At 62.0% G+C, this 19063-nt stretch carries 17 protein-coding genes; 13 read left to right on the top strand and 4 right to left on the bottom strand.

Translation table 11 applies throughout. The features are described 5' to 3' along the window. Nucleotides 1-103 precede the first annotated feature (103 nt). The 7 genes from BFQ01_RS13545 to BFQ01_RS13515 are packed head-to-tail and all read left to right on the top strand — an operon-like array spanning nucleotide 104 to nucleotide 8198. Entirely contained in the window at nucleotides 104-1861 is a 1758-nt protein-coding gene (locus BFQ01_RS13545) for a carbamoyltransferase family protein (protein WP_027604944.1), read from the top strand. After that, entirely contained in the window at nucleotides 1845-2975 is a 1131-nt protein-coding gene (locus tag BFQ01_RS13540) for a glycosyltransferase (RefSeq protein WP_065925659.1), read from the top strand. The genes BFQ01_RS13545 and BFQ01_RS13540 overlap by 17 nt, the downstream gene beginning before the upstream one ends. After that, complete coding sequence (locus tag BFQ01_RS13535; RefSeq protein WP_065925658.1) at nucleotides 2975-3871, top strand: GNAT family N-acetyltransferase; 897 nt, start codon at nucleotides 2975-2977, stop codon at nucleotides 3869-3871. The genes BFQ01_RS13540 and BFQ01_RS13535 overlap by 1 nt, the downstream gene beginning before the upstream one ends. Beyond that, complete coding sequence (locus BFQ01_RS13530; RefSeq protein WP_065925657.1) at nucleotides 3868-5265, top strand: PIG-L deacetylase family protein; 1398 nt, start codon at nucleotides 3868-3870, stop codon at nucleotides 5263-5265. Before BFQ01_RS13535 ends, BFQ01_RS13530 begins: the two co-directional genes overlap by 4 nt. A 23-nt stretch (nucleotides 5266-5288) precedes the next feature. Further along, nucleotides 5289-6245: a glycosyltransferase family protein gene (locus tag BFQ01_RS13525; RefSeq protein ID WP_065925656.1), complete on the top strand. Its 957-nt coding sequence runs from the start codon at nucleotides 5289-5291 to the stop codon at nucleotides 6243-6245. 51 nt (nucleotides 6246-6296) lie between these two features. Then, nucleotides 6297-7061, top strand: coding sequence for a hypothetical protein (locus BFQ01_RS13520; RefSeq protein ID WP_027604939.1), 765 nt, complete (start codon nucleotides 6297-6299; stop codon nucleotides 7059-7061). Between the two features lie 39 nt (nucleotides 7062-7100). Further along, nucleotides 7101-8198 carry a glycosyltransferase gene (locus BFQ01_RS13515; protein ID WP_065925655.1) on the top strand — a complete coding sequence of 366 codons (1098 nt, stop codon included), beginning with the start codon at nucleotides 7101-7103 and terminating at the stop codon, nucleotides 8196-8198. Here BFQ01_RS13515 and BFQ01_RS13510 read toward each other — a convergent pair. Then, on the bottom strand, nucleotides 8187-8753 hold the full coding sequence (locus BFQ01_RS13510) for a hypothetical protein (RefSeq protein WP_027604937.1): 567 nt from the start codon (nucleotides 8751-8753) through the stop codon (nucleotides 8187-8189). The two genes, BFQ01_RS13515 and BFQ01_RS13510, sit on opposite strands and share 12 nt — an antisense overlap. Nucleotides 8754-8901: 148 nt before the next feature. Here BFQ01_RS13510 and BFQ01_RS13505 point away from each other — a divergent pair, with 148 nt between their 5' ends. The 6 genes from BFQ01_RS13505 to BFQ01_RS13480 all read left to right on the top strand — a co-directional run bounded on the left by BFQ01_RS13505 (nucleotide 8902) and on the right by BFQ01_RS13480 (nucleotide 15813). Then, nucleotides 8902-10080: an O-antigen ligase family protein gene (locus BFQ01_RS13505; protein ID WP_027604936.1), complete on the top strand. Its 1179-nt coding sequence runs from the start codon at nucleotides 8902-8904 to the stop codon at nucleotides 10078-10080. Between the two features lie 9 nt (nucleotides 10081-10089). Beyond that, complete coding sequence (msbA, locus tag BFQ01_RS13500; protein ID WP_065925654.1) at nucleotides 10090-11898, top strand: lipid A export permease/ATP-binding protein MsbA; 1809 nt, start codon at nucleotides 10090-10092, stop codon at nucleotides 11896-11898. A 153-nt stretch (nucleotides 11899-12051) separates the two neighbouring features. Beyond that, nucleotides 12052-12756: a sulfotransferase family 2 domain-containing protein gene (locus tag BFQ01_RS13495; RefSeq protein WP_065925653.1), complete on the top strand. Its 705-nt coding sequence runs from the start codon at nucleotides 12052-12054 to the stop codon at nucleotides 12754-12756. Further along, nucleotides 12749-13357 carry an adenylyl-sulfate kinase gene (cysC, locus tag BFQ01_RS13490; protein WP_065925652.1) on the top strand — a complete coding sequence of 203 codons (609 nt, stop codon included), beginning with the start codon at nucleotides 12749-12751 and terminating at the stop codon, nucleotides 13355-13357. The genes BFQ01_RS13495 and cysC overlap by 8 nt, the downstream gene beginning before the upstream one ends. A 103-nt stretch (nucleotides 13358-13460) precedes the next feature. Continuing rightward, complete coding sequence (gene hldE / locus BFQ01_RS13485) at nucleotides 13461-14885, top strand: bifunctional D-glycero-beta-D-manno-heptose-7-phosphate kinase/D-glycero-beta-D-manno-heptose 1-phosphate adenylyltransferase HldE (RefSeq protein ID WP_065925651.1); 1425 nt, start codon at nucleotides 13461-13463, stop codon at nucleotides 14883-14885. Then, a complete protein-coding gene (locus BFQ01_RS13480) occupies nucleotides 14878-15813 on the top strand; it encodes an NAD-dependent epimerase/dehydratase family protein (RefSeq protein ID WP_065925650.1) in 936 nt (311 codons plus the stop codon). Before hldE ends, BFQ01_RS13480 begins: the two co-directional genes overlap by 8 nt. Nucleotides 15814-15939: 126 nt before the next feature. On the opposite strand, the gene BFQ01_RS13475 is transcribed toward BFQ01_RS13480, so the two are convergent. The 3 genes from BFQ01_RS13475 to BFQ01_RS13465 are packed head-to-tail and all read right to left on the bottom strand — an operon-like array spanning nucleotide 15940 to nucleotide 18928. Next, the gene (locus tag BFQ01_RS13475; protein WP_065925649.1) at nucleotides 15940-16908 is read right to left on the bottom strand and encodes a metal ABC transporter ATPase; all 969 of its coding nucleotides are present in this window, start codon (nucleotides 16906-16908) and stop codon (nucleotides 15940-15942) included. Between the two features lie 41 nt (nucleotides 16909-16949). Next, a complete protein-coding gene (locus BFQ01_RS13470) occupies nucleotides 16950-17762 on the bottom strand; it encodes an aldo/keto reductase (protein ID WP_065925648.1) in 813 nt (270 codons plus the stop codon). After that, nucleotides 17759-18928 (bottom strand): NAD(P)/FAD-dependent oxidoreductase, encoded by a 1170-nt coding sequence (locus BFQ01_RS13465; protein WP_065925647.1) that lies wholly within the window; start codon nucleotides 18926-18928, stop codon nucleotides 17759-17761. Before BFQ01_RS13465 ends, BFQ01_RS13470 begins: the two co-directional genes overlap by 4 nt. Nucleotides 18929-19063 lie beyond the last annotated feature (135 nt).

Here is a 19063-nt window from a genome sequence, read left to right as displayed (position 1 = left end):
TTGAGCTATAATCCCGCCCTTTAGCTGTTTCCTGCCCAGGCGGGAAGCACACTTTTTTCAGGCGCAACCCGCCTGCATGCAGACTAAAAGAGGCTAGACCCCTGTGGCATTGACGATTCTTGGCCTGTCCGGCGCCCTTAGCCATGATCCTTCCGCAGCCTTGTATATCGACGGCAAGCTGATCGCGGCCGCCGAAGAAGAGCGCTTCGTACGCGACAAACATGCAAAGAACCGCATGCCCTACGAGTCGGCGAAGTTCTGCCTGGAACAGGCCGGCATCAAGCCTTCCGACGTTGATGTGGTGGCGATCCCGTTCGCCCCGATCAGCCTGTTCGGCGAGGCGCGCTGGCACTACGCCAAGCGTTACTGGTACGCCCCGGACCGCGCACTTGACGCGATCCTGATGGGCAACCGTCGCTACAAGCGCTATCGCAACAAGATCGTCTGGTGCCTGGAGCAACTGGGCTTCGACCCGAAGAAAATCAAGATCGAACCGGTTGAACACCACCTGGCCCACGCGTCCAGCGCCTACCACTGCTCCGGCTTCCAGGAGAAGACCGCGATCCTCGGCATCGACGGCAAGGGTGAGTACGCCACCACGTTCTTCGGCTACGGCGAAAACGGCAAGATCCACAAGATCAAGGAATTCTACGATCCGGACTCCCTCGGCGGCCTGTACGGCGCGATCACCGAGTTCCTCGGTTTCGAGATGCTCGACGGCGAGTTCAAGGTCATGGGCATGGCGCCGTACGGCGATGCCAGCAAGTACGACTTCTCGCGCCTGGCCTCGTTTGAAAACGGCGAGCTGGTGATCAACACCGACTACGCCAACGTCATTGGCCTGCGCCGTTATAAAGAGAAGGGCAAGGGCTTCTACTTCTCGCCGAAACTGATCGAGTGGCTGGGCCCCAAGCGCGAAGGCGACATCGCCGACGAGCCGTACATTCACTACGCCGCCAGCATGCAGGCGCTGTTTGAAAAGCTGGCCTTGCAGATGATCGACCATTACCTGGGCGATATCCTCAAGGACACCGGCAAGCTGGCCTTCGCCGGCGGCTGCGCGCTGAACGTCAAGCTGAACCAGAAGATCATTGCCCGTGACGACGTGAAAGAGCTGTTCGTGCAGCCGGCGTCCGGCGATGCCGGCACCGCCGTCGGTGCCGCCGCCTACGTGTCCCACGCTCGTGGTGTACCGGTGGAGAAGATGGAACACGTCTACCTCGGCCCGTCCTACAGCAACGAAGACGTGATCGCCGCCTGCGCCAAGCACGAGAGCAAGCCGAACTGGCGCAGGATCGAGAACATGCCCAAGCGCATTGCCAAGATCATGGTCGACGGCAACCCGGTGGCCTGGTTCCAGGGCCGCATGGAGTTTGGCCCGCGTGCCTTGGGCGGTCGTTCGATCATCGGTTGCCCAAGTGCGACCGGCGTGGCCGACCGTATCAACCACCAGATCAAGTTCCGCGAGCGCTGGAGGCCTTTCTGCCCGTCGATGCTCGACACCGTGGCCCCGCAGATGATCAAGGTCGATCACCCGGCGCCGTTCATGACCTTCACCTTTGAAGTGTCGGAAGAGTGGAAGACCCGCGTGCCGGAAGTGGTGCATGAAGACGGCACCTCCCGCGCCCAGGTGCTCAAGCGCGAATACAACCCGCGCTACTACGACATGATGAAAGAGCTGGAAGTACTGACCGGCAACGGCGTGTCCCTGAACACCTCGCTCAACCGTCGTGGCGAAGCGATGATCTGCTCGCCGACCGACGCGCTGAACATGTTCTTCGGCTCCGACCTGCAGTACCTGATCATGGAAGACATCCTGGTCGTCAAGGACGGCGTGGACCCTTATGACGCGCTCGGCTGAACGCCACGTCCTGCAGTTCTGCCATGGCTATGACGGGCCATTCCTGGACTGCGCGCGGCAGTACGCCAGTTTGTTCGCAGGCTCCGGCTACAAGGTGACCACGGTGTTTCTCACCGGGGTCGCCGACCCGCACGTGGCCGCCGGTTGTGCGTCCGATGAAGTGTTGTTCATGGAATTCAGCTCCAAGGCCATTCGTGGCCTGAAGCTGGGTGCCATTCGTGAACTGCGCAAGATCGCCGCGTCGCGCAACTTCAGTTTTTGTATCGCGCACCGTTTCAAGCCGATCTACATCGCCTTGCTCGGCACACGGCTGCCGGTGATTGGCGTGCATCACGCCTTTGGTGACTATCAGCGTCGCAGTCGCAGGCTGTTTGCCGGGATCTTCCGCAAGCGTCTGAGCCTGCTGGGGGTTTCCGACGCGGTGCGTGACGATCTGCGCCGTTGCCTGCCGACCTGGCCGGCGGCACGCATCCAGACGTTGTACAACCGCATCGACGTCGACGCCTTGCAGGCCACACAGGTGCCTGCACATGAGGCGCGCGACGCGTTGGGGTTGTCGCCGGACGAATGGGTGGTCGGCAATGTCGGCCGCCTGCACCCGGACAAGGACCAGGCCACACTGCTCAAGGGCTTTGCCCAGGCGCTGGCGCACTTGCCGGCCGAAAGCCGCCTGGCGATCCTCGGCAGCGGGCGCTTGGAGCAGGACCTCAAGGCCCTCGCACGGGAGCTGGGCATTGCCGACAAGGTGCTGTTCCTCGGCCAGGTGCCGGATGCGCGTCGGTACTTCCGGGCATTCGATGTGTTTGCCCTGAGCTCCGACCATGAACCCTTTGGCATGGTGCTGCTGGAAGCCATGGCGGCCGGCGTCCCGTTGCTGGCCACGGCCTGTGGCGGTGCGAAGGAGGTGGTCGAGGGCGTGGGTATCCTGTTTCCCTTCGGCGATGCCGAACACCTTGCCCAGGGGCTGCGGCATCTGGCAGCAATGGATCAACACCAGCAACGGCAGTGCGCCGAAATGATGCTGGAGCGCCTGCGCGAGCGTTTCTCGGATCAGGCGGTACGCGATACCTTCTGGCAATTGCCACACGTTATTGAACTGACCGCGGGGGCTTGATGCTCAATCGATTCCAAGGCTGGCGCGAGCGTGGCTGGTCCGTCGTCGATGCGCCGGTCTACAGCGATGCCTGGCAGCGTTTTGGCGGCAGTGTCGCGACCCACCCACAAGTGATCGAACGTCTGGCCGGGCTGGCCGACATCCCGGTGCGTTACCTGGCCTGGGAGCAGGGCGGCGAGCTTCAAGCCTGCATCGCGACCTGGGGGCGCGACCTGGCCTTGTCCAAGGATGTGCTCAAGCAGCGCGGCAAAAAAGGCCTGTTCGACCTGGGCAACGCCGAGTTGATCCTGCCCGCCGCGCCTGCAGCCCAGGCGCCCTTGCGGCACCGTGCACGCTATTTGTCGGCCCTGAATGAAGGCCGTTTCAGCGGCCTCAAGCCCCAGGCCGAACAGTTGGCCATGGCCCGCACCCCGGAAGAACTGTCGAAGAAGTTTCGCTACAACCAGCGTCGCGAACTGCGCTTGCTCGAAGAGGCCGGTGGGGTGGTGCGACCGGTGAGCGAGTTTTCCAGCGAGGAGCTGGCGGCGATCTACTGCGACCTGTTCCTGCGTCGCTGGGGCTTTGTCGCCACCGGCGCCGAACGCATGGCCGAGGTGATCGAGCTGCTGCGCGAATGGCTGATCGGTTCGGTGATCTTCCTCAATGATGCGCCCATCGCGGTCCAGTTGGTGTACCGGGTCGAGTCGCCGGAGTGGATCAGCGTGGAGTACGTCAACGGTGGCGTCGACCCTGAAACCCGGGCGTTCAGCCCGGGGAGTGTCCTGAGCTTCCTCAATACCCAGGGCGCCTGGGAACAGGCACGTGAAGTCGGCAAGCCGCTGCGTTTCTCCTTCGGGCGTGCCGACCGCGAGTACAAGGACCGTTGGTGCAACCCTGTGCCGGTGCTGACCGTATGAGCCGCAAACAGCAATTGCTCAAGCGCCATCGGCGCAACAAACGGGTCGGCTTGCTGATCGGCTTGCTGCTGCTGGTGGTGATTGGTATCTGGGTGGCGTGGTGGCTGCCGTTGGCGCTCGGTGTGCTGGCCTGGATCGCCCACGAGGCATGGTTTGCCGACCATCTGTTTTATGCGCCCAACGAAGACTACCGATACCGGTTTTCGACGGATGCCGAGGTGGCCGGGGTTCGCTTCGACGGTGACCGGCTGCGGGTGGATTCGCCGCTGCAAGCCGAGGCGACCCTGGTATTGGCTATCAAGGTCAAGAGTGGTTGGTTGGGACGCTTCCTGGATCCGGCCATTGAGATTCTGGGCGGAGAGAGCACTGACCGACAGGCCTTCGAGCGCGGGGTGAATGGCGTTCGCTACCTGAACCTCAGTGGCTGGGCGCCGGCCCTGATGTCCGGTGAGTTGCGTTTACGCGGGCGCTTTTGCAGCCTGCAGGGCGCTCCTCGGCTGTGGGCCTGGGGTACGCCGGATTATTCGGCGCAGCGGGTCATGGTTATCGCGCCTCATGCCGACGATGCCGAATTGGCTGCCTTCGGCCTTTACAGCCAGGCCGAAAAGCCGTGGATCGTGACCCTTACCGCCGGTGAAATCGAAGCCGAGCACTATCAGCGCATGGGCCTGGATCTGGTCGATGCCGCGCGGACCAAAGGGCGCCTGCGTGCCTGGGACAGCATTGCCGTGCCGCTTTGGGCCGGCGTACCACAGGCACACTGTGTGCAGCTGGGTTACTTCTGCCTGCAACTGCCGGCGATGCGCGCTGCGCCTGATCAGCCGATCGCTTCGCGCGAGGCCGACCTGTCGGATACCCGCCTGTTCCGCCAATTCAACCCTTTCCCGTTGCCGGCGGATGCCGATGGCCTGCCGACCTGGCAAAACCTGCTCGCCGATCTGCGTCAGTTGCTGCTGACCGCACGCCCTGAAGTGATCGTCTTGCCCCATCCGGTCCTGGATCCTCATCCGGACCACATCTGTGCGCAGCAAGCGGTGATCGAAGCCTTGCAAGGTTTGGAGTGGCAGCCGACCACCGTGCTCGGCTACGCCAACCACCTGCATGACAACGACCGCTGGCCCATGGGCGACGCGGGCACCGGTATTGCCTTGCCGCCGCTGTTCGATGACGCGCTGGAACTGTGGCCGTGCAGCCTGTCGCTGTCGCCGGCCCGGCAGCGCGACAAGGCCATGGCGCTGGGCATGATGCATGACCTGCAACCCGCCCCGCCGTTCAAGCGTCGTGTGCGGCGCTGGCTGCAACGGGTCTTGGCGGGACGGGCGCGGTCGCCTTATGGTGAGAACGAGTTTTTCCGCAAGGCCGTACGACGGCATGAGTTGTTCTGGCGTTTGTGACGGCAGTTGTGAAAGGGAAGGTCATGAAAGTTTTGTTTCTGGTACAGAAAGAACAGCGCGCGATTCTCGATCGCCTGTACGAAGGCATTGCCGAGCACTGCGAGTGTGATACCCGCTGGCTGAGCAGTGCTGAGCAGCGCAACCTGCGCGGTTACTTCAAGCGTGAAGTCGACGTGAGCCGTTATGACCGCATCGTGTTCTTCCTGCGGTTCAAGCAGGAGATTCGCCAGGCCGGCTTTATCCGTACGATCCCGAACCTGGTGATCCTCGAACACGATGCCTACCAGAACTACATTCCCTGCAAGTACACGGGCAAGTTCAGTGCCCATTACCGTCGCTTGCCGTGGGTGCGGGTCATCAGTTCGGGGCATATGGTGACCGAGCGCCTGCGCGCCGAAGGCTTCGATGCGGTGTTCGTGCCCAAGGGCTACGATCAGGCGCTGTTGCAGGCCCAGGGATTGGAGCGCGACATTGAGCTGGCATTTGTCGGCAGCACCAACAGCGTGGCCTACAGTGGTCGCAAGGCATTGCTCGATGAGTTGGCCCGCGTTGAACCTTTGGTGGTTACGCGCACCAAATCCGGTGAGGAATACTGCGCAACCCTCAACCGGATTCGTTTTTTCGTCAGTGCCGACGTGGGCATGGGCGAGTATATGATCAAGAACTTCGAAGCCATGGCCTGTGGTTGTGTGCTGCTGGCGTTTGACCAGGGTGCCGGGGAAAACCAGGCCCTTGGCTTCAAGGACATGGTCAATGTGGTGTTCTATAAAGACATTCCCCAGTTGCAGGAAAAACTCGCTGCATTGCGATCCAATCCTCAACTGGCGGCCGAGATTGCGCGCAACGGGCAGGACCTCGCGGTCAGCCAGTTCAGCTTTGCGCGCATCGGCCAGCGCATTGTCGAGGCGCTGAAGCCGCCGCTGCGGCCCCGGGCACCGTTGAGTTTGCTGGAAACGCTGCGCTTGAAACTAGGCGTTTGATATCTGCCAGGTGGCCGCGCTTGGTGGCCTTATGATATTATCGAGGCTTGAATGCAATTCTCCGCTCAAAGCGATATAACGCTCGTCGTGACCAGTTGTGGTCGCTTCGATTTGCTGAAGCGCACGCTCGCGAGCTTCGATCTGTTCAATACAGCGGCCATCCGCGAAGTCTTCATTACCGAAGACTCTGGCGATGACGCGGTACGCCTGGCGATTCCCGAGCATTGGCTCGGCCATTGCACGTTCCTGATCAACCGCCCGAAGCTGGGGCAATTGGCATCCATCGACTTGGCCTACGGGTCGGTCAAGACCCCGTACATATTCCATTGCGAAGATGACTGGGCGTTTTATCGACCCGGTTTTGTCGAGGATTCGAAGACAGTGCTGGAGCAGCGTCCCGATATTCTCCAAGTCTGGTTGCGCAATTACGTTTACGACTTGCAGGTGCACAGCCCCTATATTCATCTGGGGCCGCGCGAGGTGATTGGCGGGGTACCTTGTTATTCCTTGCTGTCCGACAAGCCTGAGTGGCAAGGGTTCTCGCTGAACCCGGGGCTGCGACGTATCAAGGAATACCGGTTATGTGCGCCCTATGCCGGGTTCGAGGGTGAGAAAGGGCTTTCCAGGCGTTACGCGCAGCTGAACCTGGGCGCCGTCACCCTGGAGGGCGATGCGGTCTTGCACACCGGTTTCGGTTTGCATGTGGCGACGGCGGAAGAGCGCTTGACCAAGGCGCGGCGCAAGCGGCGAGAGCGGGTCAAGCTGGTGCTCATGCTGATCCTGGGGGTCGGCATCGGTTGGTTGATCCGCCAGTAAATACGACGAGCCACACCAACGCCGCATAAGGTTTTTTCGATGAGTATTCTCAACATCATGTGGGCTGGTGGCTCTGCATTCGCTTCGGTGCAGAAGGTTCATCAGCAAATACTGGCCCAGGCCGACAGCGATGTACCGGTGCACACCTGGTTGCTTCAGGGCAGCGCCGCTGGCAGCGATGGCCTGGTCGAACAGGCCGTCGAGTGGAACCTCTCATCCGCCAGGCTCAAGGGGCGGCACCTGTGGAAGTGGCTGATGCCCTGGATGCGTGCGCGCTTCCAGAAGGCCCTGCCTGAGGATGTGCAGGTTGTACTGCTAGATGGCATCGGTGTCGCGCGAGTGCTTTTACCGGTGCTCAAGCACCTGCCGCAGGTGCGGGCCGTGGTGATTTTTCATGGCGTCACGCGCTTGCGCAAAGCTGATCGCAAGCTCTTCGAGCAACTCCCTGCGTCGCAACTGACGCTGGCGGCCGTGTCGCAAACCCTCGCCGGCTCCCTTGAGCGTTACCTGCAACGGCCCGTGGCGGTGCTGCGCAGTGCCTTCGATCCTGCTGTGTTTCGTGCCGCCGCGCTTGCCCGTGAGCCGGCTCGATCCCGCCTGGGGCTGCCGTTGGATGGCTCGCCGGCAGTGGGGGCGGTAGGTCGACTGGTCGACGGCAAGGGGTTTGGCTGTTTGCTGGAGGCCTTTGCCAGTGCGACGGCCGATCGGCCGGATGCGCGCCTGGTGATCATCGGCGAGGGGCCGGCGAGGCCCAGGCTTGAGGCGCGTATCGAGGCGCTTGGCTTGCGCGACAAGGTGTACCTGCCGGGGCATCTTCCTGAGGCGGCGACCCTTTATCGGGCGTTTGACTGGGTCGCCATTCCGTCGACGGAAGAGGGCCTGGGGTTGATCCTGCAAGAGGCGGTGATGGCCGGCGTGCCTGTACTGACCAGCGAGCTGGCAGTGTTCCGCGAACAACTGGGTGATGCCGGCTGGTACGCGCCCGTAGACAGCGCCACGTCCTGGGGGCAACTCCTGGCACGCGCGTTCGTGAGTTCAGGCGTGCAGGTTGTCGAGGCTCAATCGCGGGCGTTGGCGCCGGAGCAGGCCTGGAACGATTTCACTGAAACCACCCGGCGGCTGTTCTCATGCCGCTAGCAGCGCTTGCTCCAGTGCTTGCATTGGAAAGTGTTCGTTCAGCTTCTCGCGCGCAATATAGCGGGCGAAGTGTTGCAGGTTGCGCCTTGCCAGTTCCGGGTTCAGGGGCGCGCGCAGGAAACGCATGTCGGCCACGTCGATCAGGCCCATTTCATTGTCCGGTGTCACGACAATATTGCCCAGGTGCAACGAACGGAAGTAGATGCCCGCGCCATGCAGGCGGCGAATAAGGGCCACCAGCGGGTCGAGGTTGGTGTGCCAGTCAAAGCCTTCACGGTTGGAAATCTGGCGCAGCGTTTCGCCCGGCAAGGGGCGGTAGAGTACGGCGGTCATGCCGGGCGCCGTCAGTTGAAAGAACGCGAGCACGGTCAGGGTCGGGATGCCCCGTTGTTGCAACTGCGCCACGTTGTCGATGAAACGCTTGGAGTACGGGCGGAACAGCGCGGACGACAGCAGGCGCTTGCGGCGAAACAGCTTGAGGATGTTCCCGTCGGTCAGCAGGTAGACTTTGGGCCCGTAGCTGTCCTGTTCCAGGATTCTGGCACCTTCAATCATCGCGGTTAAATCGGCTTGGGAAAGCCTTGAACATTGCATCGTCGGAAAGCCTTGTGGGAGTCGCGGGCACAGTGATCGGTAATAATGCCGAAAGTTTTGGGTTTTAACCATGCCGGGTTGGCGGGTTGAACGTATTCAGGAGCGGGTGATGCAAGCAAGTCGTTGGGCGCAGGTATGGATGATTTTCGGGTTACTTTGGTTTTTGCTGGCGATTGCTTTTGCCCCGACCAATAAGATTTATCAACAGGGTTTGACGCTGTTCCTGTGGTTGCCGGCGATGGTGTTTGCCTGGTCGGCCCGTGAGCGTCTCATGGAGGTCTGGCGCGAACAGCGCTGGCTCTGCGTGATGGTCGGGTTGCTGGCAGCTTGGGGGGCGATCAGCCTGACGTGGACCAATGCCGAGGACCCTTCGCGCGAAGCCAAGCGTCTGCTGTACATCGGCGTGTTCCTGCTGTTTTTCCCGGTACTCGCCTGTGGCCGGACCGAGCAGGTGATCCGCGTGATGCAATGGGGTGGTTTCGGCCTGGCCCTGTCGTCGCTCCTGGCGATCATCAAATTTTATGGCTTTGAGCATAACGACTGGTATGCGCGCCTCGAAGGCCTGGGCCAGTTGAGCCATCCGATCCTGGGTGCCTATGTGATCGGCCTGGCCGCCGTGTGGTTGCTGCACTGGCTGCCGCGCGGTCGCTGGATGCAGGTGGCATGGGCAGTGTCCATCGCGTTGCTTGGGTTGTTCGTGGTGCTGAGTCAAAGCCGCGGCGCCGCACTGGCGTTGTTGCTGACTGTCGTGGCAATGCCGGCCTGGTGCCGTGACCGCCGTAGCACGGTGATTGCCATTGGTGCGGTCATCGCGGCGCTGGCGGTGTTCTTCGCCATGCAGTCCCTGGTGCTGGCCCGGGGTGTGTCTTACCGACCGCAGATCTTCATGGCCGCTGTGCAGATGATCAGTGAGCGCCCGTGGACCGGCCTGGGGCTGGGCGGGGACTACAAGGTATTTGCCGATAACCTCTTTTTCGATCACTCCCACAACCTGTTCACCCACGTGAGCATCGAGTTGGGCCTGCCCGGCCTGCTGCTGTGGTGCGGCCTGTGGTTCGGTGTGCTGTGGCAGGCCTGGAAGGCCCGCGACACGCTCTATGGCAAGGGCATCATCGGCATGTGGGTGTTTTCGTTCCTGGCCATGCAATTCGATGCCGCCAGCCTGACCGGCACGCCGCGGGCCGAGTGGTTTATCTCCTGGCTGCCGATTGCCCTGGCCAGTGTTTTGGTCTGGGCTCGGGCCAAACCCGACGCGTGTGATAAAGTTCGCGTCCTACCCAATCAGTGAGCTCGACACATGAGTGACGCACCGCCCAAAGCGGACCAGGAATCCAGCCTGAAAATCTATTTCCGGCTGCTGGGCTATGTGAAACCGTACCTCGGCATGTTCCTGCTGAGTATCGTGGGCTTCGTGATCTTCGCTTCGACCCAGCCAATGCTCGCCGGGATTCTCAAGTACTTCGTCGATGGCTTGAGCAACCCCGATGTGGTGTTCCTGCCCAATATCCCGTTGTTCAAGGACCTGAAGTTGCTGATGGCCGTGCCGCTGCTGATCATCCTGATCGCCGCGTGGCAGGGGCTGGGGTCGTTCCTGGGCAACTACTACCTGGCCAAGGTTTCCCTGGGGCTGGTGCATGACCTGCGGGTCCAGTTGTTCAACAAGCTGCTGGTGTTGCCTAACCGCTATTTCGATACCCACAACTCCGGGCACCTGATTTCCCGTATCACCTTCAACGTGACCATGGTCACCGGTGCGGCCACCGATGCAATCAAGGTGGTGATCCGCGAAGGCCTGACGGTGGTGTTCCTGTTCGGCTACCTGCTGTGGATGAACTGGAAGCTGACCCTCGTGATGCTGGCGATCCTGCCGCTGATCGCGATCATGGTCGGCAGCACCAGCAAGAAATTCCGCAAGCAGAGCAAGAAGATCCAGGTGGCAATGGGCGATGTGACGCACGTCGCTTCGGAAACCATCCAGGGTTACCGCGTGGTGCGCAGCTTCGGTGGCGAAAGCTACGAGGAGCGTCGCTTTGCCGCCGCCAGCCAGGGCAATACCGACAAGCAGCTGCGCATGAACAAGACCGGTGCGGTCTATACGCCGATGCTGCAACTGGTGATCTACACGGCCATGGCCGCGTTGATGTTCCTGGTGCTGCTGTTGCGCGGTGAAGCCACGGCGGGTGACCTGGTGGCCTACATTACTGCGGCGGGCCTGCTGCCCAAGCCGATTCGCCAGCTGTCGGAAGTCAGCTCGACGATCCAGAAAGGCGTGGCCGGTGCCGAGAGCATCTTCGAACAACTGGATGAAGAACCCGAAGTCGACAGCGGCACTGTGGAGCGTGATCGCGTCAGCGGTCGCCTGGACGTGCGCAACCTGAGTTTCACCTACCCGGGTACGGAGCGTGAGGTGCTCAAGAACATCAGCTTCAGCGCAGCCCCTGGGCAGATGATCGCCCTGGTCGGCCGCTCGGGCAGCGGCAAGTCGACCCTGGCTAGCCTGATCCCGCGTTTCTACCATCATGAAACCGGGGAAATCCTGCTGGACGAGGTCGAGATCGAAGACTACCGCCTGCGTAACCTGCGTCGTCACGTGGCCCAGGTGACCCAGCATGTGACCTTGTTCAACGACACCGTGGCCAACAACATCGCCTACGGCGACCTGGCCGATGCACCCCGTGCCGACATCGAGAAAGCCGCCGCCGACGCCTACGCCATGGACTTCATCTCCGAGCTGCCAAAAGGCCTGGACACCGAAGTCGGTGAAAATGGCGTGCTGCTTTCCGGTGGTCAACGTCAGCGCCTGGCGATCGCCCGGGCCCTGCTGAAAAATGCCCCGCTGCTGATCCTCGATGAGGCCACTTCGGCCCTGGATACCGAGTCCGAGCGGCATATCCAGGCTGCACTGGACAAGGTCATGAAAGGTCGCACCACCCTGGTGATTGCGCACCGTTTGTCCACCATCGAGAAAGCCGACCTGATTCTGGTGATGGACCACGGCGAAATTGTCGAGCGCGGGACACATCTCGAACTGCTGGCCATGGGCGGCTATTACTCGCGCCTGCACGCCATGGGGCTGGACGAGCCGGCCACGGCAAACATCACCTGACCAGCCGGGGCGCGCAATGCGCCCCGGTGTTTGTATCAGGCCCGTTACAGGGCTTGACCAAAGCCAAATAATCCAGCGCTTGTCGTTTGTTATGTTGGCCTTCTCGATTCGAATGACGAACGAGAGGGCTAACCTTCTTGCGTGGGTATTGGAATGTTGCAACGTCTACTGTGGAAGCTGCTTCCCAAACACCAGAGGGTGTTTCTGCTGGGGCGTTTGTCGGTGGTGGATCGCCAGGCGGTGAACAAATCCCTGTCTGGGGTAGCAACGCTTAACCCGGCTTTCGAACGACACCAGTGCGTGTTTATCCATGTGCCCAAATGCGCCGGCAGCAGCGTGTGCTCGGCACTTCTCGAGGGGCGCTGGCCGGGGCATCTGCCGTATTACTGGTATGAGCAGCAATTTCCCCAACACTGCGAGCGCAGCTTCAAATTCGCTTTCGTACGCGACCCGCTGGAGCGCGCTTACTCGGCCTATACCTACTTGCGCGGCAACCCTATGGGCGCTCGCGACCTGCAAGCCCAGTCGCTCGTTTCCAGCTACCGCGACTTCGACCATTTCATTGCCGGCTGGCTGCACCCGGATAACCTGCGACGTCAATTGCACTTTGCTCCCCAGACCGACTTCCTGGTCGATCACATGGGCCAGATGGCCATGGACTTCCTCGGGCGCCAGGAGTCTTTGCAGCAAGACTTCCTGCACCTGTGCGAACGCCTCGGCGTGGACTCATCCCTGCCACATCTGAATGTTTCCCTGGGGCGTCGCCACGAGGCGGTCAGGGACTTTTGCTCCTCGCGCACGCGCCGATTGGTCAGGCGTGCCTATCAACGTGACTACGAGGTGTTGGGTTATGAATAGCCAGTTGCTGACCGGCGGTGGCGCTGCCATCCGTCCCTTTTCCCTATCGCTGTCCGTGGCCGCACGGGCGGCGCTCAAGCATCAGCAGCCCTGCTGCGTATGGCTGACGGGGCTGTCCGGGTCCGGCAAGTCGACCCTGGCCAATGCCCTGGAGGTGCAACTCAACGAGCAGGGGCGGCACACCTTCGTGCTTGATGGCGATAACTTGCGCGCGGGGCTGTGCAATGACCTGGGCATGAGCGACGCGGCGCGCAAGGAAAATATCCGGCGTATCGGCGAAGTGGCGCGCCTGATGGTGGACGCCGGCTTGATTGTCATTGTGTCGGCGATCTCGCCGTTCAGCGTCGATCGGGCGCGCGCCAGGGCGCTGTTCGGGCCGGAGCAGTTCTTTGAGATTTATGTCTGCACGCCCTTTGACGTATGTGCCCGGCGCGATCCCAAGGGCTTGTACCGCGCCGCACTGGAGGGGCGCATCAAGGCCTTCACCGGGTTGGACAGCCCCTATGAGGCACCGCTTACGGCCGACTGCGAAATCAATACCGATGAGGTTGAGTTGGCCGAAGCCGTGGAGCAGATCCTGGCGGCACTGTTTAAAAAGTGATCAGTTTCAGTGCCTGATGCATCGCGGATAAAGCTCTCGAACTAGGCGGCGCTCACCCTGTGCTAATATCGCGCCCCTGTTCATTTTGTATGTGGGTTGCTCCATGAAGTTGTCCATGCCGCGATTCGATCAAGCCCCTGTCTTGGTGGTCGGCGATGTCATGCTCGACCGTTACTGGCATGGCGGTACCTCACGGATTTCCCCTGAGGCGCCGGTACCGGTAGTCAAGGTCGAGCAAATCGAAGACCGTCCAGGTGGCGCTGCCAACGTTGCCCTCAATATTGCCGCCCTCGGCGCCCCGGCCTCCCTGGTCGGTGTGACCGGCGACGACGAAGCCGCCGACAGCCTGGCCAACAGCCTGCGCGGCGCCGGCGTGCGCGCGCTGTTCCAGCGCATTGCCCATCAGCCGACCATCGTCAAGCTGAGGGTGATGAGCCGTCACCAGCAATTGCTGCGTATCGATTTCGAAGAACCCTTCGCCACCGACGCCCTGGCTCTCAGTGGCCAGGTCGACGCGTTGCTCGAAGGTATCAAGGTGCTGGTGTTGTCCGACTACGGCAAAGGCGCCCTGAAGAACCACCAGGAACTGATCCAGGCCGCCAAGGCGCGGAACATTCCGGTACTGGCCGATCCCAAGGGCAAGGACTTCTCGATTTATCGAGGTGCCAGCCTGATCACACCGAACCTCAGCGAGTTCGAAGCCATCGTCGGCGGTTGCGCCGATGAGCACGACCTGGTGAGCAAAGGCGCGGCACTTATGGCCGACCTTGACCTCGGCGCCTTGCTGGTGACCCGTGGCGAGCACGGCATGACCCTGCTGCGTCCCGGTCACCCGGCGATGCACCTGCCGGCGCGTGCCCGTGAAGTGTTTGACGTCACCGGTGCCGGTGACACCGTGATTTCCACCCTGGCGGCCTCCATTGCGGCCGGCGAAGAGTTGCCCCACGCCGTGGCCCTGGCCAACCTGGCGGCGGGCATTGTGGTCGGCAAGCTGGGTACTGCCGCGATCAGCGCGCCTGAACTGCGCCGTGCGATCCAGCGCTCCGAAGGTTCGGAACGTGGTGTGCTGAGCATCGAGCAATTGCTGCTGGCGATTGACGATGCCCGTGCCCACAACGAAAGCATTGTGTTCACCAATGGCTGTTTCGACATCCTGCACGCCGGCCATGTGACCTACCTGGAGCAGGCTCGCGCCCAAGGTGATCGGCTGATCGTCGCGGTCAACGATGACGCGTCGGTCAGCCGCCTGAAAGGCCCTGGCCGTCCGATCAACAGCGTCGACCGACGCATGGCGGTATTGGCCGGGTTGGGCGCGGTGGATTGGGTGATCAGCTTCCCTGAAGCCACCCCGGAAAACCTGCTGGCCCAGGTCAAGCCGGACGTGCTGGTCAAGGGCGGCGACTACTCCGTCGACCAGGTGGTCGGTGCCGACATCGTCAGTGCCTACGGCGGCAAGGTAAAAGTGCTGGGCCTGGTTGAGAACAGCTCGACCACCGCCATTGTCGAGAAGATCCGCAACAATGAGTAAGGCTGATCCGTTGGTCCTGATCACCGGTGGCGCGGGCTTTATTGGCTCGCACCTGGTCGACGCGCTGCTTGCCAAGGGCTACGCAGTGCGAGTGCTGGATAACTTGTCCACGGGCAAACGCAGCAACCTGCCGCTGGACAACCCGCGCGTCGAGCTGCTCGAGGGGGATGTCGCCGATGCCGGGCTGGTGGCGCGTGCCGCTGTCGGCGCGACGGCGGTGGTGCACCTGGCGGCGGTAGCTTCGGTGCAGGCTTCGGTGGATGACCCGGTCAGCACGCACCAGAGCAATTTCGTCGGTACCCTGAATGTCTGCGAAGCCATGCGCAAAGCCGGTGTGAAGCGGGTGGTATTCGCTTCCAGCGCGGCGGTGTATGGCAACAACGGCGAAGGCGCTTCCATTGACGAAGAGACCACCAAGGCGCCGTTGACGCCCTATGCCTCGGACAAGTTGGCCGGCGAGCATTACTTCGACTTCTACCGGCGCCAGCATGGCCTGGAGCCGGTGATTTTCCGCTTCTTCAATATCTTCGGCCCGCGCCAGGATCCGTCATCGCCGTACTCCGGCGTGATCAGCATCTTCAGCGAACGGGCTCAGCAAGGCCTGCCGATTGCCGTGTTCGGCGATGGCGAGCAGACCCGCGACTTCATGTACGTGGAAGACCTGGTGGACGTGCTGGTGCAGGCCATCGAAGCCCCGGACGCGCCGTTGGGGGCGATCAACGTCGGCTGGAACCGCACGACTACCCTCAAGCAGGTGCTGCAGGCACTGGAAAAGGCCATTGGTACGTTGCCTGCCGTGACTTACGGCCCGGCACGCTCGGGAGACATTCGGCATTCGCGGGCGAATAACCAGCGTTTGCTGGCCAGCTTCAAGCTACCTGAGCCGACCCCGCTGACGGTTGGCCTGGCGCGGTTGCTCAGAGGCTGACTGTTCACCTGTAGGAGCGAGCTTGCTCGCGAAGCTCGTCAACGATAACGCGGGTATCCTGATTAAAAGCGGCGCCCTTGAGTTTTTCGCGAGCAAGCTCGCTCCTACAGTTATCGAAGCCAGCCCTCAGCGGCTGGTTTTTTTATTTGGCACGATCTTGCGCAGCATCTGGCGTGCCTTGCCGGTCAGGCGCTTCAATTTCGATTCTTTCTCAGGCTCTGCCAGGCCTTGCTGGCGAAGCCAATCCTTCCAGCGAATGCGCTCGTCGCGCACCAGCCAACCTTCCTGCTGGGCGAAGCTTTCCGCCAGGTATAGACCGCGGGTGCTGGCGGGGTAGAGCTGGTCTTTCTTGACGGTGTAGAGCTCGGCGAGCGGTTGGCCGTCTTTCAGTGGCATCAGGTACAGGTCCGGGCGCTGGCGGTCCAGGCGTGCCACCAGTTGGTCGCCTTCAAGCCGCTCATCTACATGGAACAGGCTCAGGGATTTGGCTTCCTTCGGCACTTCCAGGCGCAAGTCATAAATCAGTTGCAGCGACGCGGTCGGCACATGCACATAGGCCCGCGGGCGCTCGATCAGTTGGGTGGTTGCGCAACGTACCGGGCGTGCGGCCCCTGACAAAGGGCTCAAGCGAAACGGCAAGGCTTCACGGTAATGCAGCGCGGCGGAGTAGGGGGCAGGCAACCAGGTGTCGTTGAAGCGCCCGCCGAGCCAGCCTTCCGGGGTCTCCAACAGGCATTCCTCGGCAATCTCCTGGATGGCGGTGTGCAGCGGCAGGTTCAGTTCATGGGCGGGCACGTAGCCGGAGATCAGCTTGAGCACCACATCGCCACGGTCCTGGCGACGCTGGCGCACCAACACCCAGTAATCCTTGTTTTGCCAGTGCAGGGTCAGGCGCACCGATACGCCGAGGTTGGCCAGTTCCAGGGCGAAGCGTTCGGCATCCGGCACCTCTACCGGCTTGCGCCGTTGCAGGGTCTGGGCGAAGTTGAGCGGCATACCCACGCCCTGGTAGATCAGGCCTTCGGGGGTGGCTTCGACGTGCAGGGGCAGTGTCTTGAAGTTGCTGGGGTTTTTTCTTATGAGCGTTCGCGGCATGTCGGCTCCTTCTTGCGACGGGGTCGGCCGCGTCGGCGGCATCAGAGTTGACGAATGACCTTGGCAGCGGTCGCCACGTTATGGGCCAGGTGCAGCGGATTGATGGTCCCGACAATAGCACTGGCGACGCCCGTTTGCGCAAACAACAGCATGAAACTGGCGTGTATTGGATCCATTCCCGGTTCCAGGCAGACGTGGCCGCTGGCCAGCGCCTTTTTGACCAGGATGCCCTTGCCATGGGCCGCCGCATACTCAATGACGGCTTTTTCCGCCTGTTCGTTCAGATTGTAGGTGACCATCGCGCAATCACCTTCTTCCAGAGCCTTCACGCCACCTTCGACGGTTTTGCCGGAGAAACCGAAACCGCGAATCTTGCCCTCTTGTTTCAGCTGCGCGAGGGTCTGGTACACCTCACAGTCGTTGAGGATGTGCAGGTCGTTGCCATCGGAGTGCACCAGCACCAGATCGATAAAATCCGTTTCAAGTCGTTTCAAGCTGCGTTCGATCGACATCCGTGTATGGGCAGCGCTGAAATCATGGCGGGACAGGCCTTCTTCGAACTCTTCGCCGACCTTGCTGACAATCACCCAGTCCTGGCGCTGGCCGCGCAGCAGTGGCCCCAGGCGTTCTTCGCTACGCCCGTAGGCGGGTGCGGTATCGATCAGGTTGATGCCCAGCTGGCGGGCCTGGCGCAGCAACATCCGTGCTTCGTCGTCATCGGGAATGGTGAAGCCGCTGGGGTACTTCACACCCTGGTCGCGGCCCAGCTTGACGGTGCCGAGGCCGAGCGGCGACACCAGCAGGCCGGTGCTGCCCAAGGGGCGGTGCAGGTCGTGCAGGGTCGGCAGGCTCATGGCAACAGTTGCTCCCAGGCTGGTACGCCGATGGCGGGTTTTGGCAGGTCGGGCAAAGGCTCCGATGCGCTTGGGCGGATGCCGTCGCGTTCGAGGCTGTTGATCACGCGATCGGCGAAATCCGGCGCCAGCGCCAGCTTGGTCGGCCAGCCCACCAGCAGGCGGCCCTCTTCGGCGACGAAGGCGTTGTCAGGCCGGCTCAGGCCCGATTGCAGGGGTTCTGCGCGATCGACCCGTAGCGTGGCCCAGTGGGTCTGGCTCATATCGATCCAGGGCAGCAGGTGCGCCAACTCTTTCCGGGCGGTGGCGATCTGTTCTTCGGGTGTGCGTGCCACGCCGTCGGCCTCGGCAATGTCGCCGCCCATGTACCACACCCAATTGCCATCGGCAGCCGGGTGCGTGGTGACAGTGATGCGCGGCTTGGTACCGCCGCCCAGGCAGTGGGCGTACAGCGGCTTCAGGCCTGGGCCCTTGGCGATGATCATATGCAACGGGCGTTTCTGCATGGCCGGCTGGCTCAGGCCCAGGGCGGCGAGCAGTTCGGCGGTACCGCCACCGGCGCTCAGGACGATGCGCTGGGCGCGGATTTCGCGGCCATCGACGTTCAAGCCCACCAAGGTGTCGCCTTCGTAAAGGGGGGCGATATGCTGCCCGGCGAGCAAGCCGTCACCGGCCAGTTGCGCCAGGCGTTCGATCACGCTGGGTACGTCCACCACCAGTTCGGCCAGGCGATAGACCTTGCCCTTGAAGCCACGGTCTTGCAGGGCTGGCGGCAGGTCGTCGCCCTTGACCTGATCGACGCGGCCGCGCACGGCCTTGCTGGCAAAAAAGCTGGTGAGGTTGCCGGCGATCGTGCCTGGGGACCACAGGTAATGGGCTTGCGAGAGCACGCGCACGCCGGACAGGTCCAGCTCGCCGTCACCGGCCAGGGCTTCACGCCAGCGACGCGGCATATCGGCAATCGCTTCGGAGGCGCCGGTGAGGGCGCCGTGCAGGGCGTATTTGGCACCGCCGTGGATAATCCCCTGGGATTTCACGCTTTGCCCGCCACCTAATGTGGCGTTTTCCACCAGCACCGTGGAAAACCCCTGGCGGCGTAGGCGCGCATTCAGCCAGAGGCCGGCAACTCCGGCGCCGACAATCAGGACGTCGGTGGAAATAGGCATGCGCGCGAGACCTCGTGGATAGAAAAGGGCGTGCAGTATAGCGCGCAGCGACAAGTTATCGGCTGCAAGCGGCAAGTTAGAAGCGATTCGCGGCGCTCTTTCTTGCCGCTTGTCGCTCGCAACTTACTGCTGCTT

The organism is Pseudomonas sp. 8 R 14 (assembly GCF_900005955.1).
GTDB classification, from domain to species: domain Bacteria; phylum Pseudomonadota; class Gammaproteobacteria; order Pseudomonadales; family Pseudomonadaceae; genus Aquipseudomonas; species Aquipseudomonas marginalis.
This window is presented reverse-complemented; position numbering and strand designations above follow the sequence as displayed.

What these genes read in the sequence shown, in the direction of transcription:
- BFQ01_RS13540 (WP_065925659.1), top strand. Translation starts at nt 1,845, where the DNA reads ATGACGCGCTCGGCTGAACGCCACGTCCTGCAGTTCTGCCATGGCTAT.
- BFQ01_RS13535 (WP_065925658.1), top strand. Translation starts at nt 2,975, where the DNA reads ATGCTCAATCGATTCCAAGGCTGGCGCGAGCGTGGCTGGTCCGTCGTC.
- BFQ01_RS13530 (WP_065925657.1), top strand. Translation starts at nt 3,868, where the DNA reads ATGAGCCGCAAACAGCAATTGCTCAAGCGCCATCGGCGCAACAAACGG.
- BFQ01_RS13525 (WP_065925656.1), top strand. Translation starts at nt 5,289, where the DNA reads ATGAAAGTTTTGTTTCTGGTACAGAAAGAACAGCGCGCGATTCTCGAT.
- BFQ01_RS13520 (WP_027604939.1), top strand. Translation starts at nt 6,297, where the DNA reads ATGCAATTCTCCGCTCAAAGCGATATAACGCTCGTCGTGACCAGTTGT.
- BFQ01_RS13515 (WP_065925655.1), top strand. Translation starts at nt 7,101, where the DNA reads ATGAGTATTCTCAACATCATGTGGGCTGGTGGCTCTGCATTCGCTTCG.
- BFQ01_RS13510 (WP_027604937.1), bottom strand. Translation starts at nt 8,753, where the DNA reads ATGATTGAAGGTGCCAGAATCCTGGAACAGGACAGCTACGGGCCCAAA.
- BFQ01_RS13505 (WP_027604936.1), top strand. Translation starts at nt 8,902, where the DNA reads ATGCAAGCAAGTCGTTGGGCGCAGGTATGGATGATTTTCGGGTTACTT.
- msbA (WP_065925654.1), top strand. Translation starts at nt 10,090, where the DNA reads ATGAGTGACGCACCGCCCAAAGCGGACCAGGAATCCAGCCTGAAAATC.
- BFQ01_RS13495 (WP_065925653.1), top strand. Translation starts at nt 12,052, where the DNA reads ATGTTGCAACGTCTACTGTGGAAGCTGCTTCCCAAACACCAGAGGGTG.
- cysC (WP_065925652.1), top strand. Translation starts at nt 12,749, where the DNA reads ATGAATAGCCAGTTGCTGACCGGCGGTGGCGCTGCCATCCGTCCCTTT.
- hldE (WP_065925651.1), top strand. Translation starts at nt 13,461, where the DNA reads ATGAAGTTGTCCATGCCGCGATTCGATCAAGCCCCTGTCTTGGTGGTC.
- BFQ01_RS13480 (WP_065925650.1), top strand. Translation starts at nt 14,878, where the DNA reads ATGAGTAAGGCTGATCCGTTGGTCCTGATCACCGGTGGCGCGGGCTTT.
- BFQ01_RS13475 (WP_065925649.1), bottom strand. Translation starts at nt 16,908, where the DNA reads ATGCCGCGAACGCTCATAAGAAAAAACCCCAGCAACTTCAAGACACTG.
- BFQ01_RS13470 (WP_065925648.1), bottom strand. Translation starts at nt 17,762, where the DNA reads ATGAGCCTGCCGACCCTGCACGACCTGCACCGCCCCTTGGGCAGCACC.
- BFQ01_RS13465 (WP_065925647.1), bottom strand. Translation starts at nt 18,928, where the DNA reads ATGCCTATTTCCACCGACGTCCTGATTGTCGGCGCCGGAGTTGCCGGC.